18 protein-coding genes are annotated in these 16,693 nt (G+C 60.5%); 9 read left to right on the top strand and 9 right to left on the bottom strand.

Annotation, left to right across the window (positions count from 1 at the left end; genetic code table 11):
- Positions 1-19: 19 nt before the first annotated feature.
- Positions 20-622 carry a hypothetical protein gene (locus KF885_02275; protein MBX3047982.1) on the bottom strand — a complete coding sequence of 201 codons (603 nt, stop codon included), beginning with the start codon at positions 620-622 and terminating at the stop codon, positions 20-22.
- Positions 619-1,803, bottom strand: coding sequence for a DNA double-strand break repair nuclease NurA (locus tag KF885_02270; protein MBX3047981.1), 1,185 nt, complete (start codon positions 1,801-1,803; stop codon positions 619-621). The genes KF885_02275 and KF885_02270 overlap by 4 nt, the downstream gene beginning before the upstream one ends.
- 140 nt (positions 1,804-1,943) lie before the next feature.
- Here KF885_02270 and KF885_02265 point away from each other — a divergent pair, with 140 nt between their 5' ends.
- Positions 1,944-2,462 (top strand): hypothetical protein, encoded by a 519-nt coding sequence (locus KF885_02265; GenBank protein ID MBX3047980.1) that lies wholly within the window; start codon positions 1,944-1,946, stop codon positions 2,460-2,462.
- Here KF885_02265 and KF885_02260 read toward each other — a convergent pair.
- Together KF885_02260 and KF885_02255 are read right to left on the bottom strand one after the other, a co-directional pair.
- Positions 2,459-2,941, bottom strand: a complete 483-nt coding sequence (locus KF885_02260) for a thioesterase family protein (GenBank protein MBX3047979.1) — start codon at positions 2,939-2,941, stop codon at positions 2,459-2,461. The two genes, KF885_02265 and KF885_02260, sit on opposite strands and share 4 nt — an antisense overlap.
- Positions 2,941-3,279 (bottom strand): VOC family protein, encoded by a 339-nt coding sequence (locus KF885_02255; protein ID MBX3047978.1) that lies wholly within the window; start codon positions 3,277-3,279, stop codon positions 2,941-2,943. The genes KF885_02260 and KF885_02255 overlap by 1 nt, the downstream gene beginning before the upstream one ends.
- Positions 3,280-3,407: 128 nt before the next feature.
- Between KF885_02255 and pdhA the strand changes: the two genes are divergently transcribed.
- The 7 genes from pdhA to KF885_02220 all read left to right on the top strand — a co-directional run bounded on the left by pdhA (position 3,408) and on the right by KF885_02220 (position 10,873).
- Positions 3,408-4,373 carry a pyruvate dehydrogenase (acetyl-transferring) E1 component subunit alpha gene (pdhA, locus tag KF885_02250; GenBank protein MBX3047977.1) on the top strand — a complete coding sequence of 322 codons (966 nt, stop codon included), beginning with the start codon at positions 3,408-3,410 and terminating at the stop codon, positions 4,371-4,373.
- 1 nt (position 4,374) lies between these two features.
- The gene (locus KF885_02245) at positions 4,375-5,346 is read left to right on the top strand and encodes an alpha-ketoacid dehydrogenase subunit beta (GenBank protein MBX3047976.1); all 972 of its coding nucleotides are present in this window, start codon (positions 4,375-4,377) and stop codon (positions 5,344-5,346) included.
- A gap of 75 nt (positions 5,347-5,421) precedes the next feature.
- Entirely contained in the window at positions 5,422-6,696 is a 1,275-nt protein-coding gene (locus KF885_02240) for a 2-oxo acid dehydrogenase subunit E2 (protein MBX3047975.1), read from the top strand.
- 89 nt (positions 6,697-6,785) lie between these two features.
- Complete coding sequence (locus tag KF885_02235) at positions 6,786-7,307, top strand: hypothetical protein (GenBank protein MBX3047974.1); 522 nt, start codon at positions 6,786-6,788, stop codon at positions 7,305-7,307.
- Positions 7,308-8,534: a glycosyltransferase family 4 protein gene (locus KF885_02230; GenBank protein MBX3047973.1), complete on the top strand. Its 1,227-nt coding sequence runs from the start codon at positions 7,308-7,310 to the stop codon at positions 8,532-8,534.
- 9 nt (positions 8,535-8,543) lie between these two features.
- Complete coding sequence (gene asnB / locus KF885_02225) at positions 8,544-10,472, top strand: asparagine synthase (glutamine-hydrolyzing) (GenBank protein MBX3047972.1); 1,929 nt, start codon at positions 8,544-8,546, stop codon at positions 10,470-10,472.
- A complete protein-coding gene (locus KF885_02220; protein ID MBX3047971.1) occupies positions 10,469-10,873 on the top strand; it encodes a hypothetical protein in 405 nt (134 codons plus the stop codon). Before asnB ends, KF885_02220 begins: the two co-directional genes overlap by 4 nt.
- On the opposite strand, the gene KF885_02215 is transcribed toward KF885_02220, so the two are convergent.
- From KF885_02215 to KF885_02195, 5 genes are read right to left on the bottom strand one after another with little or no spacing between them, the layout of a single operon-like run.
- Positions 10,870-11,283 (bottom strand): hypothetical protein, encoded by a 414-nt coding sequence (locus tag KF885_02215; protein MBX3047970.1) that lies wholly within the window; start codon positions 11,281-11,283, stop codon positions 10,870-10,872. The genes KF885_02220 and KF885_02215 overlap by 4 nt on opposite strands.
- 15 nt (positions 11,284-11,298) lie before the next feature.
- The gene (locus KF885_02210) at positions 11,299-12,525 is read right to left on the bottom strand and encodes an ABC transporter permease (protein MBX3047969.1); all 1,227 of its coding nucleotides are present in this window, start codon (positions 12,523-12,525) and stop codon (positions 11,299-11,301) included.
- Positions 12,526-12,527: 2 nt separating this feature from the next.
- Positions 12,528-13,781: an ABC transporter permease gene (locus KF885_02205; GenBank protein MBX3047968.1), complete on the bottom strand. Its 1,254-nt coding sequence runs from the start codon at positions 13,779-13,781 to the stop codon at positions 12,528-12,530.
- A gap of 9 nt (positions 13,782-13,790) precedes the next feature.
- Positions 13,791-14,729, bottom strand: a complete 939-nt coding sequence (locus tag KF885_02200) for an ABC transporter ATP-binding protein (protein ID MBX3047967.1) — start codon at positions 14,727-14,729, stop codon at positions 13,791-13,793.
- Between the two features lie 8 nt (positions 14,730-14,737).
- A complete protein-coding gene (locus KF885_02195) occupies positions 14,738-15,175 on the bottom strand; it encodes a MarR family transcriptional regulator (protein MBX3047966.1) in 438 nt (145 codons plus the stop codon).
- A gap of 106 nt (positions 15,176-15,281) precedes the next feature.
- On the opposite strand from KF885_02195, the gene KF885_02190 reads away from it, so the two are divergent.
- The gene (locus tag KF885_02190) at positions 15,282-16,673 is read left to right on the top strand and encodes a PD40 domain-containing protein (protein ID MBX3047965.1); all 1,392 of its coding nucleotides are present in this window, start codon (positions 15,282-15,284) and stop codon (positions 16,671-16,673) included.
- Positions 16,674-16,693 lie beyond the last annotated feature (20 nt).

The raw sequence follows: 16,693 nt of genomic DNA, 5'->3' as shown, positions 1-16,693 counted from the left end.
GCATTCCAAAATTTGACAATCAGCTGGCGTCAGCCAGCGCGCTCATCACCTGCATCAGCGTTTCGTAGTCGTCGCGCAGCAGGGTAATGATCTCTTGCGAGGCGCGCTGGCGCCAGGTGCCGTCTGGGTGGTCGGCGGCGGCCTGGTGGATGTGCGCCGCCAGCAGTTCGGCGGCTGGCAGTTCCGGGTTGGCCGTATTGCGCAGGATGTGGCGGAAATACCCCAGCCGCTCGGTGAACTCGGCCACTTCGGCGGGCTGGCACTGCCAGACGATGTCCAGGCTCAGCGGGGCGCGCGGCGGCAGCAGGTGCGAGACGGCCTCTTCGCGGCGGTGGCCCACGGTGAGCACGCTGATCTCCAGCGGCACCGTGCGGTTCTTGCGGTTATCCGCCACCACCACCTCATCCACATTGTCGCTGGTGGCGATCTGGCGCACGGTGCCGTCGTCGTCAATGTTCATGGCGTAGATCAGGCCATAGATCCACATGCCGGGGTTGAGCGGGGCTTTGACCAGCGCGCCGAACTGCGGCGCATCCTGCTCGCTGACCCGCGTGCCGGCCACAAAACCGGTGATGGCCGAGCGCAGCAAATAGCCGACCTTGTAAGCTTGAGCATCGTTCACAGAGTAAACCTCCTGCGGCCGGGCAGGTTTTTGGCCGCCTGTTTTTGCGAGAGCTCGCCGGGCTCCACACCCATGGCGCGTAATTCGTTGATGATCAGCTGAGCCACCTGCTCGTGCTCTTCGTACTTCACCAGAGCGATCTCGTGCGCCCGGTGCAGTACATAGGGATAGGTGTAGGAGCCCAGAATGTTGTTTTGGGCGACCAGCACGGCGTGCAATGCGTCGAGCAGCGCCGGGTTGCCCGCCACCCAGCCGGGGATCTCCACCCGGGCCAGCCAGGGCGCGCCGGGCTTGCCCACGTTGAGATAGAAGAAATGCAAGGCCAGATGGCCAAAGTAGCGCCCGGCGGATTGGGACTGGATGCCGAAGACGGCCGAGCGCTCACCGGGCTGCAGCAGGTCGCGCAGCAGGTGCGCGTCGGTCACGCCGCGCAGCGGGCGCGCCCGCAGGGCCTGCGCATCAGAACCTTCGGGCAGCTGCAGCACCTCCAGCATGCGCACCAGCAGGTCGGCGCGCGGCTTGTCCACATAGCCCGCCGTGGCTGCCCCGCGCTGGTGCAGCTGCTCCAGCGCCGCCAGGTATTCGCTGAGGTGTTCGCTAAAGGCCTTGTCATCCCCGTAGCCGGCGGCTTTTTCGCCCCACAGCTCCAGCGGTCCGTCGGTCAACGTGATGATCGGCTGCTGGGCCGCGCTTTCGGCCAGCTCGGCGACCAGTTTGCGTTCGCCTTTGTCGCGTTCCAGGCTGACCATCTCTTCAGAATAGCCGCCGCTGCGTGTGTATTCGGCCACGTGCAGGTCGCTGTGAGTGAACACATCGGGAGCCTGGTCGCCCCCGCCCTGCAGGCGGATGGCGCCCAGGTTGACCAGGAAATAGTGCACCGGAGCGTGGGCATTGGGGTTGATCTGCGAGCCGTCGGCAGCGATCAATGTATAGGCAGCGGGGGCGGCAGGCAGTCCGCCGGCATGGGTCAGCGGCTCGCTGCTGGGCAGGGCACAGCGCAGCCGGGGGTCCAGGTGCGCTGCGTCGGCCACGCTCTGGCGGATGGCCTCCAGGTCGCTGGCTCGCTGTTGCAGCAGGGCCGCCGCCACGGCGCGGCGCTCCTCGACCTGCTTTAGGGCGGTCCTGGCCTTGAGCGCTTCGGCTTTGGCTTGCTGGCGCAGATCGAGGTAATTAATTGGCATAGTCTAAAGCTTGACAAGGGTGTGCGGGCATGGCATTATGGCGCATAGAACACTTGTTTTATTGTAACGCAAAACCCTGCTGCAAATGTATTGTAATCGGCAGGGGAAACTAAAACCGGCAACAAGTGTGAGGAGCAACGATGCACGAAGCACGCGCGTCATTCAATGGCTATTTTTACGGCCCGAGCGGGGGCAAAGACCAGTTCACCTTACGCCAAACTGAAGAACAAAGCGACCTGGAGTTCATCCAGCGCGTCGAGGCTTTCGTGGCTCTGCTGGCCGAGCGCGGCTGGAATAGAGTTTGCGAAGCAAATTCTGATGTGTTGCGTAGCAACACTACGCCCGCAATCCATGGCAACGGCAGCCCGGCTGCCACTGGCAGCGAGGCCACCCCGCCGACAAAATCCTTCGAAGTCGACAGCATCAAGCTGGCCGCGGGCGGCGAGCACCCGCGTTGGGTGATAAAGGGCGGCAGCTTCAAGAAATTTGGCGTAACCTGCTGGCCGGAGACGCTGGAGGCCGCCGGCCTCCGCGGCCTGGACCCGCTGAAGGACAACCGCCCGCGGGGCGCCTGGCTGGCGCACTACAGCAAACGCCAGAACGACGAGGGCCGCTGGGTGCCGGATAAGGTAGTGCGGCTGGAGAGGCAGTCCGCCTAAGCGATCTTGATCACCCCGCTCGCCCCAGCATCCCAAGCCAGCGCGGCATGCTCGGCGATGAGGCCGTCAAAATAAGCGACGATATGCTCCGGCAGCGGGGCGCTGCGCCGGGTGGACATGTCGATGTGGATGCCCAGCAGCTCGCTGGTCGCCGATAGCGCGCCATCGCTCAGGCGCTGCATGTACATGATGTAGTGGAACAGCTTGGCGTTGCGTGCCAGCATGCGGATGTGCACACCCAGCCGGTCGCCTACGCGCAGCTCGGACAGGTAGCGGGTGTGCGTCTCCAGGGCGAAGCTGCCCCAGCCGCTTTGCGTGTGATAGGAGGCGCCAAAGTCAAAGCTCTCGTACCAGTGCCAGATGGCCTTGTCAAAAAAATGCGTGTACCACATCACGTTCATGTGGTTCATATGGTCCAGGTGTTTCGGCTCCACTTCGGCTTCCAGCCAGCGCGGCAGCAGATTGAGATCGATCGTCATCAGGCCATCACCTCTACCGTGAACCCGCCGGGCGCGGCTACGTAAAAGGTGTAGGCGTGTGAATCTACAGGCGGCTCGACATTAAACCCATCTTCTTTTAACTGTTGGTTGAGCGTATCCACCATGGCGCGGTCCACTTGGCTGAAGCCGATATGGAAAGTTCCCGGATACTGCACAGACCCCTTGGTCTTCATCAGCGAGAGCACCAGGCCGTTCTTGTCCATCAGGAAGGCCATGCCCTGGTTGCCTCCCTGCGAAGTCATCTGGAAGTACTTGACCAGAAAATCCGCCGCGGCCGGCACATCGCTGACCGCCAAATTGATGTGGTTGAGGATCATGATCTGCTCCTGAGGAATGCCAAAGGTGGATTGTACCTGCCTTGGTATAATCCACCTTTGGTTTCATGATCACCACAACATCCGCAGCGATGCGGGGGTTGTTTTTAATGGGAGCACCCTACATGACATTGAAGAAGAAGGATCATCTGGAGCTGTACCGCCAAATGGTGCTGATTCGCCGCGTGGAAGAGCGCGCCGCGGAGCTGTATCAGGAAGGCAAAATTGGCGGTTTTCTCCACCTCTACATTGGCCAGGAGGCGGTCAGTACCGGCATTGTTTCCGCCCGCATCCCTGAGGATCGCGTGATCACCGCTTACCGTGACCACGGCGTGGCGATCAACTGTGGTATCAGCGCCAAGCAGGTGCTGGCGGAGCTGCTCGGCAAGGAAACTGGCATCTCCAAGGGCCGTGGCGGTTCCATGCACATGGCCTCTGTGGAGAACAACTATTGGGGCGGTCACGCCATTGTTGGCGCCCACCTGCCCATCGCCTCCGGCATGGCCCTGGGCGACCAGTACTTGGGCAACAAGGGCGTTACCATCTGCATGTTTGGCGATGGCGCCACCAACATCGGCTTCTTCCACGAGGGCGTAAACCTTTCCAAGGTTTGGAACCTGCCTGTGCTGTGGATCTGCGAGAATAACCAGTACGGCATGGGTACCGCGGTAGACCGTGCTTCGGCAGTGGAAGAGATCCACATGAAGGCTGAAGGCTACGGCATCCCGCACTCCCGCCTGGACGACGGCATGGACGTGATGAAGGTGCGCGCCAAAGTGGCCGAAGCGCTCGATTTCATCCGTGCCGGCAATGGGCCGTACTTTCTGGAGATCATGACCTATCGTTTTGAGGGCCACTCGATGGGTGACCCGCAGCGTTACCGCGACAAGGAAGAAGTCACCCAGTGGGAGAAGACCGACCCGATCGGCATTTACCACCGCTATTTGGTGGATGAGAAGATTGCCAGCAAGGCCGACCTGGACAAGATCGAGGCGGCCGTGGAAACTGAGACGCAGGAGGCCGTGGAATTTGCCGAAAGCAGCCCAGACCCGGCGATGGACACTTTGTTTGACTTCGTCTACGCGGAGGGCAACTAACATGGCAGAAATTACAATGCGGCAGGCCATCTCCGACGCGCTGTGGGAGGAGATGGAAAAAGACGAGCGTGTCTTCATCATGGGCCAGGAAGTGGGCGTGTGGGGCGGTACCTACGCCGTGACCAAGGGCTTCTATGACCACTTTGGCGAGAAGCGCGTGCGTGACACACCCATCGCCGAGTCGGCAATTGTCGGCGGCGGCATTGGCGCCGCCCTGGCCGGCCTGCGTCCGGTAACCGAGATCATGACGATCAACTTCGCCTTCGTGGCGATGGACTATATCGTGAATGAGGCGCCCAAGATGCACACCATGTTCGGTGGGCAGATGCGCGTACCGTTGGTCATTCGCACTGCGGGTGGCGGCGGCCGCCAGCTGGGCGCAACGCACTCCCAGACGCCCGACGCTATTTTTGCGCATTTCCCTGGCCTCAAGGTGGTTTCGCCCGGTACCCCGGCGGACGCCAAAGGCCTGTTGAAGGCGGCCATCCGCGACGACAATCCGGTGCTCTTCATCGAGCATGCTGCCATGTACCAAGTGCGCGGCGAAGTGCCGGAGGGCGACTACACCGTGCCCATTGGCGTCTCCAAAGTGCAGCGCGAGGGCAGCGATGTGACCGTGGTGAGCTACTGCCGCGGCCTGCAGCTTTCCATGCAGGCTGCCCAGCAATTAGAAGCTGAAGGCATCAGCGCCGAAGTGGTCGATTTGCGCAGCCTGCGCCCCTTGGACATGGGCCCAGTGATCGAATCGTTCAAGAAGACCAACCGCGCCGTGGTGGTGGAAGAGGGTTGGCCCAGTTACGGCGTCGGTTCTGAAGTGGTCACCCGCCTATATGAAGAAGCCTTTGACTATGCCGATGCGCCGATCAAGCGCGTGGCCCAAAAAGAAGTGCCCCTGCCGTACAACCAGGCGTTGGAACAATCTGCCCTGCCGCAGGTGGCCGATGTGGTTGCCGCGGTGAAGGAGGTTATGTAGTGGACCAGCGCATCTGCTTGCTACAATTGACATGCGAAATGATCGTGATTGACGAATGCACTTCTGGAGGCCACTTTGGCTGAAATCATCTCCATGCCCAAGCTGGGCTTTGACATGGCCGAAGGCACCCTGGTTCGCTGGGTTAAGAAGGAAGGCGACAAGGTGGAGAAGGGCGAGTTGCTCGCCGAGATCGAAACCGATAAGGCCACGGTAGAAGTCGAATCGCAATATTCCGGCGTGGTGCTCAAACACCTGGTCGCCGAAGGAACCAGCGTGCCGGTCAGCCAGCCCATCGCCGCCGTCGGCGAAGCCGGCGAAACCGTGGACGTCGCCGCCATCGGTGGCAGCGCGCCTGCGGAAGAGCCGCCTGCTCCGGCGCCCAGCACACCTGCTGCCGAACCGGCTGCCGCAGCACCAGCCCCGGCGCAGACTGGGGCTCTCGCGCCCGCTCCGGAAACCCCGGCAGATAGCAACGGCCAGCTGCCCGGCGGCGTGCGCGCCTCGCCTCTGGCCCGGCGCATCGCCGAAGAGCGTGGCGTCAATCTGCAGGCTGTGCGCGGCTCCGGCCCGCAAGGCCGTATCATCAAGCGTGATGTGGAAGGTGCCCAGCCCGGTGGCGCGGGCCTTCCGGCTTTGCAGTTCACCCAGCTGGGGCCGGCCCCGGCTGACAAGCGCATCCCGCTCAGCCGGCTGCGCTCGGCCATTGGCCGCCGCATGGTGCAGTCTCGCCAGCAAGTGCCGCACTTCTACGTCACCCACGAGTACGACATGGGACCGATCATGGACGCCCGCGCCCAGGCCAACCGCGCCCTGGAAGGCAGTGGCGAAAAGCTCTCGGTCAATGACTTCATCGTCAAAGCCGCTGCGCTGGCCTTGCGCCAGTTCCCCAACCTGAACGCCAAGTTGGATGATGACGCGGTGGTGCAGTTCGGCCAGGTCAACATTGGCGTGGCCGTGGCGGTGGAAAATGGCCTGCTGGTCATCGTCTGCCGCGATGCGGACCGCAAGCCGCTGCGCCAGATCTCGCAAGAAGTGCGCGAGATGGCCGGGCGGGTGCGCTCTGGCAAGGTCAGCCCGGAGGATATCGAAGGCTCCACCTTCTCGCTAAGCAACCTGGGTATGTTTGACGTCTACGACTTCACCGCCATCATCAACCCTCCGGAGGCAGCCATCCTGGCCCTGGGCTCCGCTCAGGAACAGGCCGTGGTCAAGAACGGACAGATCACGGTTGGCTGGCGCATGCGCGCCACCATCTCGGTGGACCACCGCGTCAGTGACGGCGCCGAAGCGGCCCAGTACATGCAGGCCCTGGCGACTTACATCGAGAACCCAGTGGCCCTGCTGCTGTAAGTTCGAATAAATCGAATGGATTGTGAAAGCCGCCTCTGTGCACAGAGGCGGCTTTGCTTTCGGCTGTCCGGGCTTGTTATACTCATAGCATGCAAGCTCAAGACCAATTGAAATTCCTGCGAGACGGCCTGGCTGGCCTCAAAGACTATTTGCTTTCAGACGAGTTATTTTGGCCCATGGGGGGCAGCCAACAGCTTACGCCGGGTAACCTGCTGTTCGCCATAGCCTACCTTGAAGGAACAGGCCAATCACTGGCCAATGAGGCACAGCAACTGGCCGCCCTGCAAACAGAGTGGCGCCAAGCCTGGCAGAAGAAAACCGCCCGCGAGTTCGATTCACGGCTGCGCCAGTGGGAACACGTCCTAACCGAGTGGGCTGACCAACCCCAGCGCTATGCTGACTATTATGCGACGGAGGTGCGTCTGCGCGCTTTGCTGGAACTGCTGGCGGAAACGCCGGAGCAGCGCCAGCAATTGGCCGGCCCTGATGCGTTGCTGCGCGGCCTGACGGTGCCCGGGGACTTCGTCTGGGAACCAACTGCCGCGGCCGCCTTCCCCGCGCAGGCGTACTGGTTCCTCTATCGCCGCCCCAAACCCGCTGACCAAGACTGAATGGCATCCCGGCCGCGCATTGCTGTGATCTCTGATACGGCGCCGCCCACCAGTGGCGGCGGCGTGGGCGTGGCGCACTATAACCTGGTGCGCGCCCTGCACAGAGAAGGTTATCCCGTACAGCTTTTTCTGTTTTTTGATGGCGGCGACCTCATCGAGGACGAAGGCGAGTTGACCGGGCTGGTGCATCGCTTTGGAACCAGCAAGCGCTTGTTGAAGCTGTTGCGCATTGCAAATGGTCGCTTGTTTGGACGCCTGTCTCCGGGCAGAGCCGCCTGGAATGTAGTGGATATTTTCGGCACCTGGCCTGGCATGTTAAAGGTGAACAAAGCGCTGGCAAAATTTGCCCCTGATGTGATCGTTATTCCCGACCATGGGGCACCCGCCCTTTGGCTACGTAAACCCAAAAATGCAGAAGTTATTCTGATCGCTCACCATAATCCGATGCGTTTGGCAGATATGAACCTGGAAGTCTATTCGGAATTGGATGCGCGCTGGGCTGTTACGCTGGAGCAGCGCTCTCTGCGCAAAGTCAGCAAGGTGATCTCTCCATCCCGACACATGCAGGAGTGGTTTTTGAGCACCTATGACTTTGAGGGAGAACAGGCGGTTATCCCCAACTTGGTGATTGCGGAAGACCTGCAAGCAGTACCGCTTGCAAGCGGCTTGCGCTCTCGCCTGGGCTTGCCGGATAACGCCTTTGTCATCTGTGTTCCCTCAGCACAGGCTGTGGTGAAAGGGACGCGCTTACTGCCGGATATCCTGACCGGATTGGCAGAAAAATTGCGACGGCCGTTCGGGGTTTTCATTCCAGGTGAATTGGATGCGGAATTCGAGAAAAAGCTGCCCTTCCTGCCGGAAGTAGTTCGCCTTTATACTCCGGGCAGGTTGACTTGGCAGGAGTACATTGGACTGCTTAAGAGTTGCTCGCTAGGCATGTTCTTGTCCCTGCGGGATAACTACAGCATGTCTTTGGTGGAGGCGACCCATTGCGGCGTACCAATGGTTGCTTTTGATGCTGGAGGGAACGCAGATATTGTTAGCCACGGCGTCAACGGATTACTGTTCGATGAAGTGGATATCGCAAAACTGACTGATGCAGTTGCCGAGTTGGCAGACGCGCCCGAAAAGCTTGAAGCTCTGCGCAATAAGTGCCTTGCAGACGCGAGCGAGCGCTTTGATAGCCAGAAGATCGTGAAGGAGTATCTGCGCTTTATTGAGGATTGAGGTCCGAGCATGTGTGGCATTGCTGGCTGTGTTTCATCGGAGGAACTAACATCCAGGCAACGTGAGCAGGTAAGCCGCTTGCTGGCTTGTATGGTGCATCGCGGTCCGGATGGGGCCGGGGCGCATTCGGCCTCGCATGCTGAGTTGGCCATGCGCCGCTTGAGCATCATCGACCTGGACGGCGGTTGGCAGCCCATCTACAACGAAGACAAAAGCCTGGCCGTGGTCTGCAACGGCGAAATCTACAATTATGTGGAACTGCGAGCCGAGCTTGAGACGCGCGGCCACCGCTTTTATACCAATAGCGATGTAGAGACCATAGTCCACCTGTATGAGGAACATGGGCTTGACTTCGTGAGGTACCTGCGTGGCATGTTCGCCATTGCCCTCTGGGACGAGAATAACAGCAAGCTGATCTTGGCTCGAGACCGGATGGGGGAGAAGCCGCTTTATTACCTGGAAAAGTCGGATGGCCTCTATTTCGCTTCTGAGCTGAAGGCGATTTTGCGAACCGGACTGGCGGCATTGGAGTTAAACCCCGCTTCAGCTTACCAATATTTCCATTTTCAATACGTCCCAGACCCGGCCACTATGGTCCTTGGGGTCGAGAAGCTGCCTGCCGCGCATATGCTTGTAATGACTGCCCATCCCTGGCAGAGCCAGCTGATCCAGTATTGGCATTTTGAGGAGGCTGACCCGATCGACGCTGATCCGGCGACAACGTTGGAGGCGGAACTGGATCGCGCCAGTGAGCTGGTGGTGCGCTCCGATGTTCCCGTGGGGCTGGCGCTGAGCGGCGGGGTCGATTCGGCGATAGTGGCGGCTTTTGCCGCGCACAAATACCCTGGTGTGCTGCAAACCTTCAGTGTGGGCTATGCGGGTGGAGCGGCTTCCGATGAACGCGAGGACGCCCGGGCTGTAGCCGACTACCTCAAGGTGCCCTTCACCAACATTGAGATCAACGATCAGGAGATGGTTGACTTCTTTCCGCAGCTGGTCTACTGGCGTGACGACCCCATCGCCGATATTTCGGGTCAGGGCTATTATGCCGTGATGAAAGCGGCCAGCCAGCAGGGAGTACGTGTCATGCTGCAGGGTCAGGGTGGCGATGAGCTCTTCTGGGGCTACGACTGGGTGCGTCGCGCTCTGGCGGAGAACCGTGAACGGACCGTACGCAATCGTGATTTGCGTAGTTACCTCAACAATTGGGAGCCGGTTTGGCCCACAGGCTTAAGTCGCGCCGGCCTGGGGCCGTTCCTGCGCAGCGCCGGGGGCCTGCGCACCAGCTGGGAGAAGCAGCAGCGGTTGGCCACCACGCCTGACAGCCAGATCATTCTCTATGAGCTCAGTCGCGATTTTCAATTGGCGCGCAAAAGCCTGCACCCATACCTGGATCGAAAAATGGCTCTCGGCTCTTATGGGAAAGCCATGGTTTGGCCCTTTGAGATGAACGGATTCGATGCGCCATTGGAAGTGCAAATAACTAAAGCGATTGCGCATACGTATTTAATGGAGAACGGTGTGGCGCAGGGCGATCGGCTGGGCATGGCCTCTGGGGTGGAGCTGCGCCTGCCTTTATTGGATCACAAGCTGATTGAGACGGTCGTGGGGCTGCGCAAGGCGCAGCGCGACGACGTTTTGGAGCCCAAGGAGTGGTTGAAACAAGCCGCGGCTGGGCGCATCCCGCGCCGTTTCCTGGACAAGCCCAAGCGCGGCTTTGAGCCGCCGGTGCGCCGCTGGCACCAAATGCTTTTTGAGCGCTATGGCAATTGGCTGATCGATGGTCAGCTGGTGCAGCAGGGCATCCTCAGCCCGGCTGGCGCCAAGCAGCTGGCGCAGGGTCCTTTCCCGAAATTCGCGGTCACTCCCATTTCGTTCAAGGCCCTGGTGCTGGAGACTTGGATGCGGCAGATGGCCAGCGCACAGGAGCCAGCATGAAAACCCGATCCAATCTGGTTGGCGTGGCAAGCTCAGTCATGGTTTTACTGCTCGCCTATGCGGTTGATCTGGGGCTGAATGCATTGCGTGAATATAGCGGCCGGAGTTTTGATTTTCGCACGGCTATCGCCGGGCAGTTGGGCCTGGTTTTGCTGTTCGGGCTCTTGCTGGTCGCCTTTCAGACCGTGTTGGTCCACCTGAGGCCAGACCGTTGGTTGTTCTGGGTGTGTATTGGCCTGGGCGCCATCGTCTTTGTTCCTTTTGTCGGCTTCCACTTTGCGGCCATTCCAAGCATTCCCAGCTTGTCCAGTATTGTGCCGCCCTGGCCGTACACGTGCATCGCTGCCGCTGTCGTGCTGTGGACCGGCGTCAGCCATCTGTTCCGCCGAGACCTGGACTAACCGGTCGCCTGCACCAGCCCGACTCCCAATACCAATAAGCCCGCCGCCAGCACCACCGCGCCGACATACGCCAGGTTGATCAGTCGGTTGGGTTTTTGCGCGTCCGGCTTCAACACCGAAAGGAAGAAGGCCACAGGCAGAAAGATGGCTGAGCTTGGGATAGCGTTGCGTACAAAAGTTTTCCAAGCAGGCGCCAGGGCGGTCTGGTCCACATAGAACAAGGCTACCAGGGATAAGATCAGCAGAACGCCGGCGTGAGCATGCCCCGCCCGCCACAACTGCTGGCGCAGTGGATTTTGGCGGTAGCGCGGGTCACGGATAAGCAGGGTCAGCACGCTTACCCCGCCAAAGATGACCGTCGGCAAGATAATCAGCAAGATGCCGGCTGTACGTAGGCTTTCGGGGCTCATACTTTTTACTCCTGGTTATTCGTAGCGAAAACGCCAGATACCAATCAGAAGGAAGGCCAGTGCAAAACCAAAGAGCATACCGGCCTCCTGCAGGACGTCACTGAAGCCCAAGCCGCGCGTGACGATATCGTGAAAACCGCGCATCGCCCAGCCAGTCGGCAGGAATAAAGCCAACTGCTGCATCCAGGTCGGAGTGATTTCGATCGGCCACATCGCTCCACCCAGGCCGGAGAGCGGCAGGATGATCAGCATGCTCAGCGCGTCCAGCTGGGCAAAGGTGCGCACCAGAGCGGCCAGCAAAATACTGAAACAGGTGATGCAGAAGACAAAGGCAACCATCATTAACGCCAGGGCGGCGGGTTGCGCGCCCCAATCCACTCCGAAGACGAACTGTCCAAACAGCACCAGGATGCCGAACTGCACCAGGCCAGCCAGAAAGATGCCCAGGATCTTGCCGCTTAGGATCATCCACTTGGGTGTGGGCGTCACCAACAGCCGGCGCAGAGTGCCCTGTTCGCGCTCCAGCAGCAAGCTGGCGCCACCGTAGGTGATGAAGAACATGGTGAACATCACCCCCACGCCCGGCGAAGTCTGCTGGAAGCCTAGCGGGATTTGCGGCTCGGTTTGTGTGCGCCCGGTCACCTGTCGGCTCAGCACCGTTACCGGCGCGCCGGCCGCCCAGGCCGTGTCGGTCGCATCCAACGATTGGTTGAAGTAGTCCCGTGGGAGAGGCGCCCCGTCCAGGCTGAAGAGTTGCAGGTCCTCTGCTACACGCAGGCTGGTTTCCGCAATATTGACCGCGCTGCTCACTTGACTCAGGGCGGCCAATACGGCTTGCTCGACCACTTGTGCGGTAACCGGCTCCTCTACATTCATCTGGAAGTCCAGGTTGATGCGCTCGCCCATCAGCAATTGTTCGCCGAGCCCAGCCGGCAGGGTCAGCACCGCCGAGGTTTCGGCCGCCGCTAAGGCCGCGGCGGCGCTGGTGGTATCGGTAGGGTGCACGTCCAGCACTGGGTCGCTGGCCAGGTGGTCTGCCAGGCTCTGGCTGATGGCGCTGCGGTCATTGTCCACCAAGTCCAGCCGCCAAGTGGTCTGCGGCTCACCGCCGCCAAAGCCGGCGATGCCAAAGCCGATCACCGTGGTGAAAATCAGCGGCATGGCGAAGCCATACACAAAGCTGCTGCGATCCTTGTAGGTGGTGTACAGGTACTGCCAGGCTATATCCCATATTTTGCGCATGGTTATCTCACAAAGCGACGGCGAAAGCCGTAGAGGGCCAGAACAAAGGTCACCAGGCCGATTGCGCCCAGCACCCCCGCTTCTGGCAGGATGTCGTAGAAGCCTGCCTGCCCGATGGTCAGCTTAGTGAAGCCCTCCATCGCCCAGCGATTGATGGTCAGCCGGCTGGCCAGGTCTACGATGCCGCTGAGGTTCGAGGCGGGGAAGAAGCTGCCGCCCAGAGCGCCAAAAATGAGCGAAACAGCAGAGACGACGATGCCGGCCTGGCTTTCGTTGCGGGCTGCGCTGGTTAGTAAGGCGCCCAAGCCGCTGGCGGCGAACACGGTCAGCACCATGATCAACAGCACTCCCGCGGGTGAGCTGCCCCAGTTGATGCCGAACAACAGGCTGGAAGCCAGAACCAACAGGGCAAATTGCAGCAAACCGGTGAAGAAGGTGCCCAGCATTTTGCCCAAGATGATTTGGCTGTGCGGGGTGGGTGTGGTCATCAGACGCGGCAGCGTGCCGCGAGTTTGTTCTTGCAGGATCGAACGTGAGCCGTCAAAGACGCTGAACATCAGGAAAAAGACCGCCATGCCGGGAATAAAGAAGGCGTACGGGTCAAAAGCAGGGCCAGCTTCGCCGGTCTGGGTCACATCCAAGCCCAGGCGTGACTGGCGTATGTTAAGGTTTTGCTCGGTGAGTTGGGCGGAGATGGCCTGACCGATGCCGGCCATACGCTCGCCCAACAGGGCGGCATATTCGCTGGCTTGCAGCGCGCTGATCTGGCCGGAAAGCAGGACGCTGTTCAATCCAGTAGAGATCTGTTCCACGATGCTTTGAATAATGAACGGGCTGATGTTGGCCGTCGGATCAGTGAAGATTTTAACCTCAGCCAGTGGGCCAAAATCGCTCCCTTGCGCTCCCTCCAGTAGACTGTCACTAAACCCGGCAGGGATGGAGACCACGGCGCGCAATTCACCCTCGCGGATGCGCTGCTGCGCCGCTACCAGGTCATCCATCGTTTCAGGAGCAAGCAGGTCTGCCAAGTCTTCGGAGTGCAGCACATCTACATAGATCTGACCCAGTTCACCCTGGTCGTGATTAACCACCGCCACGGCAATATCACTGATCGGCGTTTCTGCGTCGTCCAGGTTGCCAAAGGCCAGGCCAATCAGGGCAGAGATCAGCAGCGGGGCGGCCAGCATGCCGGCCAGCGCTTTCCAGTCACGGAAGCGCCGCAAAGTATCCTTCCAGCCGATGTAAAGAGCTCTCACGGTGGCTTCCTAGTCGCGCAGGGCGCGCCCGGTCAGGTGCAGAAATACGGCTTCCAGGTTGGGCTCATCCACCCGCAAATCCAGCAGGCGAGCCTGGGCTTGGTTGATGCAGGCTACGATATCGCCCAAGGCGGCGTGGCCGCCCTCTGCCTGCACCAGCAGCTGTCCATTTTCAAGGCTGGCGCGCTGCACGCGCTTCACCTTGTGCACTGCGTCCAATAGCTGGGTTTGCTCCAGTCCTTCCGGATCCAGGCCGATGCGCAGGGTGTCCACTTGGCCGACCAGCTTGGTCAGCTCAACTTGCGAGCCCAAAGCGATCAGCTGGCCGTGGTCCACGATGCCGATGCGGTTGCTGAGCTCGGCGGCCTCTTCCATGTAATGGGTCGTGTACAGCACTGTTAGACCCTGGCGGTTGAGCTCGAGCACCGTGTCCAAAATGCGGCGGCGGCTTTGTGGGTCAATGCCCACCGTGGGCTCATCCATGTACAGCACCTTGGGCTTATGCAGCAGGCCAACCGCAATATTCAGGCGGCGTTTCATGCCGCCTGAGAAGGTTTCCACCTTATCTTTGGCGCGGTCCGCCAAGCCAACCGTATCCAACAGTTCTTCACAACGTTGGCGCAGCAAGGCGCCACCCAGGCCATACATGCGCCCCCAGAAGCGCAAGTTTTCCATGGCGCCCATGTCTGGGTAGAGGGCGATCTCTTGCGGCACCATGCCGATGACTGCTTTGACCTGGCTGGCCTGGCTGCGGATCGAGTGACCATCGATCAGGGCATCACCCTGTGTCGGCTCCAGCAAGCAGCTGAGCATGGAAATCGTGGTGGTCTTGCCGGCGCCGTTCGGCCCCAACAAACTGAAGATCTCGCCTGGTTGAATATCAAAGCTGATGCCGCGCACCGCTTCGGTTTTTCCGTAGCTTTTGTGCAAGCTTTGGGCTTGCAGGATCGGTTGGGTCATGGTTTAGCCTCGTGCAGTCTTTCTTCGATAAGTTGCAGCAGGCGCTTGGTTTGGCGCAGCTCTTCTTCGCCAATGTTGGCGAAAGTATCTGAGCCTAGCCGCGTGGCGCGCTCGGCTACTCTTTCCAGAACTTCGCCGCCCGCCGCGGTCAGCACCAGACGATGGCTGCGCCGGTCTGGGCCGGACAAACGTTGCAGCCAGCCCAGTTTGACCATGCGTTGGCTCATCACACTGACCGTGCCGCGCTCCACCAGCAGGTGATGGGCCAGTTGGGAGGGTGCGATCCCTTCTTGCCCGCCGTGTTCCCATACGGCCAGCAGCATACGGAACTGGGCCTGGTTTACGCCCAGGTCGGCGAAGAACCGGTCGAAGGCGGTGGCCATGCCGGTGCCGATACGCATCAACGCCAGGCTGATCCAGGAGGTAAGCTCCATCTCTGTCATTGTTTGATATATAACTGTTTTGTGTCAAACTGTCAAGCGCTGGCCGAAGAACGAGTTGTGGTAAGCTCTCTTTCGAATCTGTTTTTGGAGCCTCGTGATGCGAACTGCACTGTTGCGCGTAGGGTTGTTGCTGGGCTTGCTGGCTGCTTGTTCTTCAGCCACCCTTGACCAGGAAACTGTCATGGCCACCATGGTGGCGGCCACCCTGCAGGCGCAGGTTTCGCCCACCGACACAGGCGAGCCGATCGACGGCGAGATCCAGCCCCAGAGCGTTTTTGGCGACTGCGCCAATTCGGGGCAGATCAGTGTGGCTTACCTCAAAGACGGTAACGTCTGGCTGTGGGTGCGCGGTGCGGCGCCCCGGCAGCTCACGCATGAGGGCGATGCCCACGATCTGCGGATTTCAGGCGATGCCTGCCGCATCGCCTATGCACGTGCCGTGGCCAACCCGGGCCATGACCCGGCAGAGGATTTCCCCCAACCTGAAACGTACAGCGAGCTGTGGGTTGTGGCCAGTGATGGCGCCGGCCAGCAGAAGCTGGCCGGGCAGGAGGTGTTTGCCGCCGCCCTGGCCGCCCCCAGCGGGGCTGTTACCGGCCTGCACCAGTTCGAGTGGCAGCCAGGCTCTCGCCTGCTGGCCTTTAGCACCCGCCAGTCCTTCTCCGGTCCCGGCCTGCTCACCAGTGGCGACATTCACCTGGTGGATGCCGATGTTCCCGTCCCCAGTCTGCTGCTGCCCGCGGGCCAGGCCGGCCGCTTTGTCTTCTCGCCGGATGGCCGGCAGATCGCTTTTGCCAGCGCCAACCGGGTAGGCGTGGTGCGCACGGACGGCGGCGATTTGCGTCCCGGCTTGGTGCATTTCCCGGCGGTCATCACGTACAGTGAATACCAATATGAGCCGCCGCTCTTCTGGACGCAGGCCGGTGACCTGATCTTCGCCTTGCCGCCCGAGGATATGTTCGCTCCGCCGGTCGATGGCCTCTATCCTGAAACTGTCTTGTGGTTCGTGCCTCTGGATGGCTCGGCGGCTTTTGAGGCAGGCGCCATCCAGGCTGTGGAGTTTCTGCAGCAGGAAGTCGCTTTCTCCCCCGATGGCGGGCGGATCGCTTATTTGCGCCCCCAAGCCGCCAGCGGTGAACGCGAACTGGTGATCGCCCTGAGCAACGGCAGCCATGAAAGCGCCTGGTTCAATGAGGCGGATGTGCTCTTTGGCGATTGGTCGCCAGACAATGAACGCTTCATTTACTCATTTCGAGATGGCGATTTGCGCTTGATAATCAGCGATGCGACTGGCGCCCTGGCAACCCCCCTGGATCTGCCCGGCTTGGCAGAAGCCCCGGGCGTGACTGTGGAATGGTTGAACGAGGATGCCGTGTTGGTCAGCCTGTTAGGCCCCAGCGCCCAGCTGTTCCTGTGGACAACCGATGGCGCCGTGGAGTTCATTGATGCCGCCGGTTTTGGCGCTGCAATATACGATGCGGCTGATTAGACGGCTAACTATTCTGATAG

This window comes from Anaerolineales bacterium, assembly GCA_019637805.1.
Lineage (GTDB): Bacteria > Chloroflexota > Anaerolineae > Anaerolineales > UBA11579 > JAMCZK01.
Note: the sequence above shows the minus strand (reverse complement) of the source record. Positions and strands in the feature narration are given on the sequence as shown.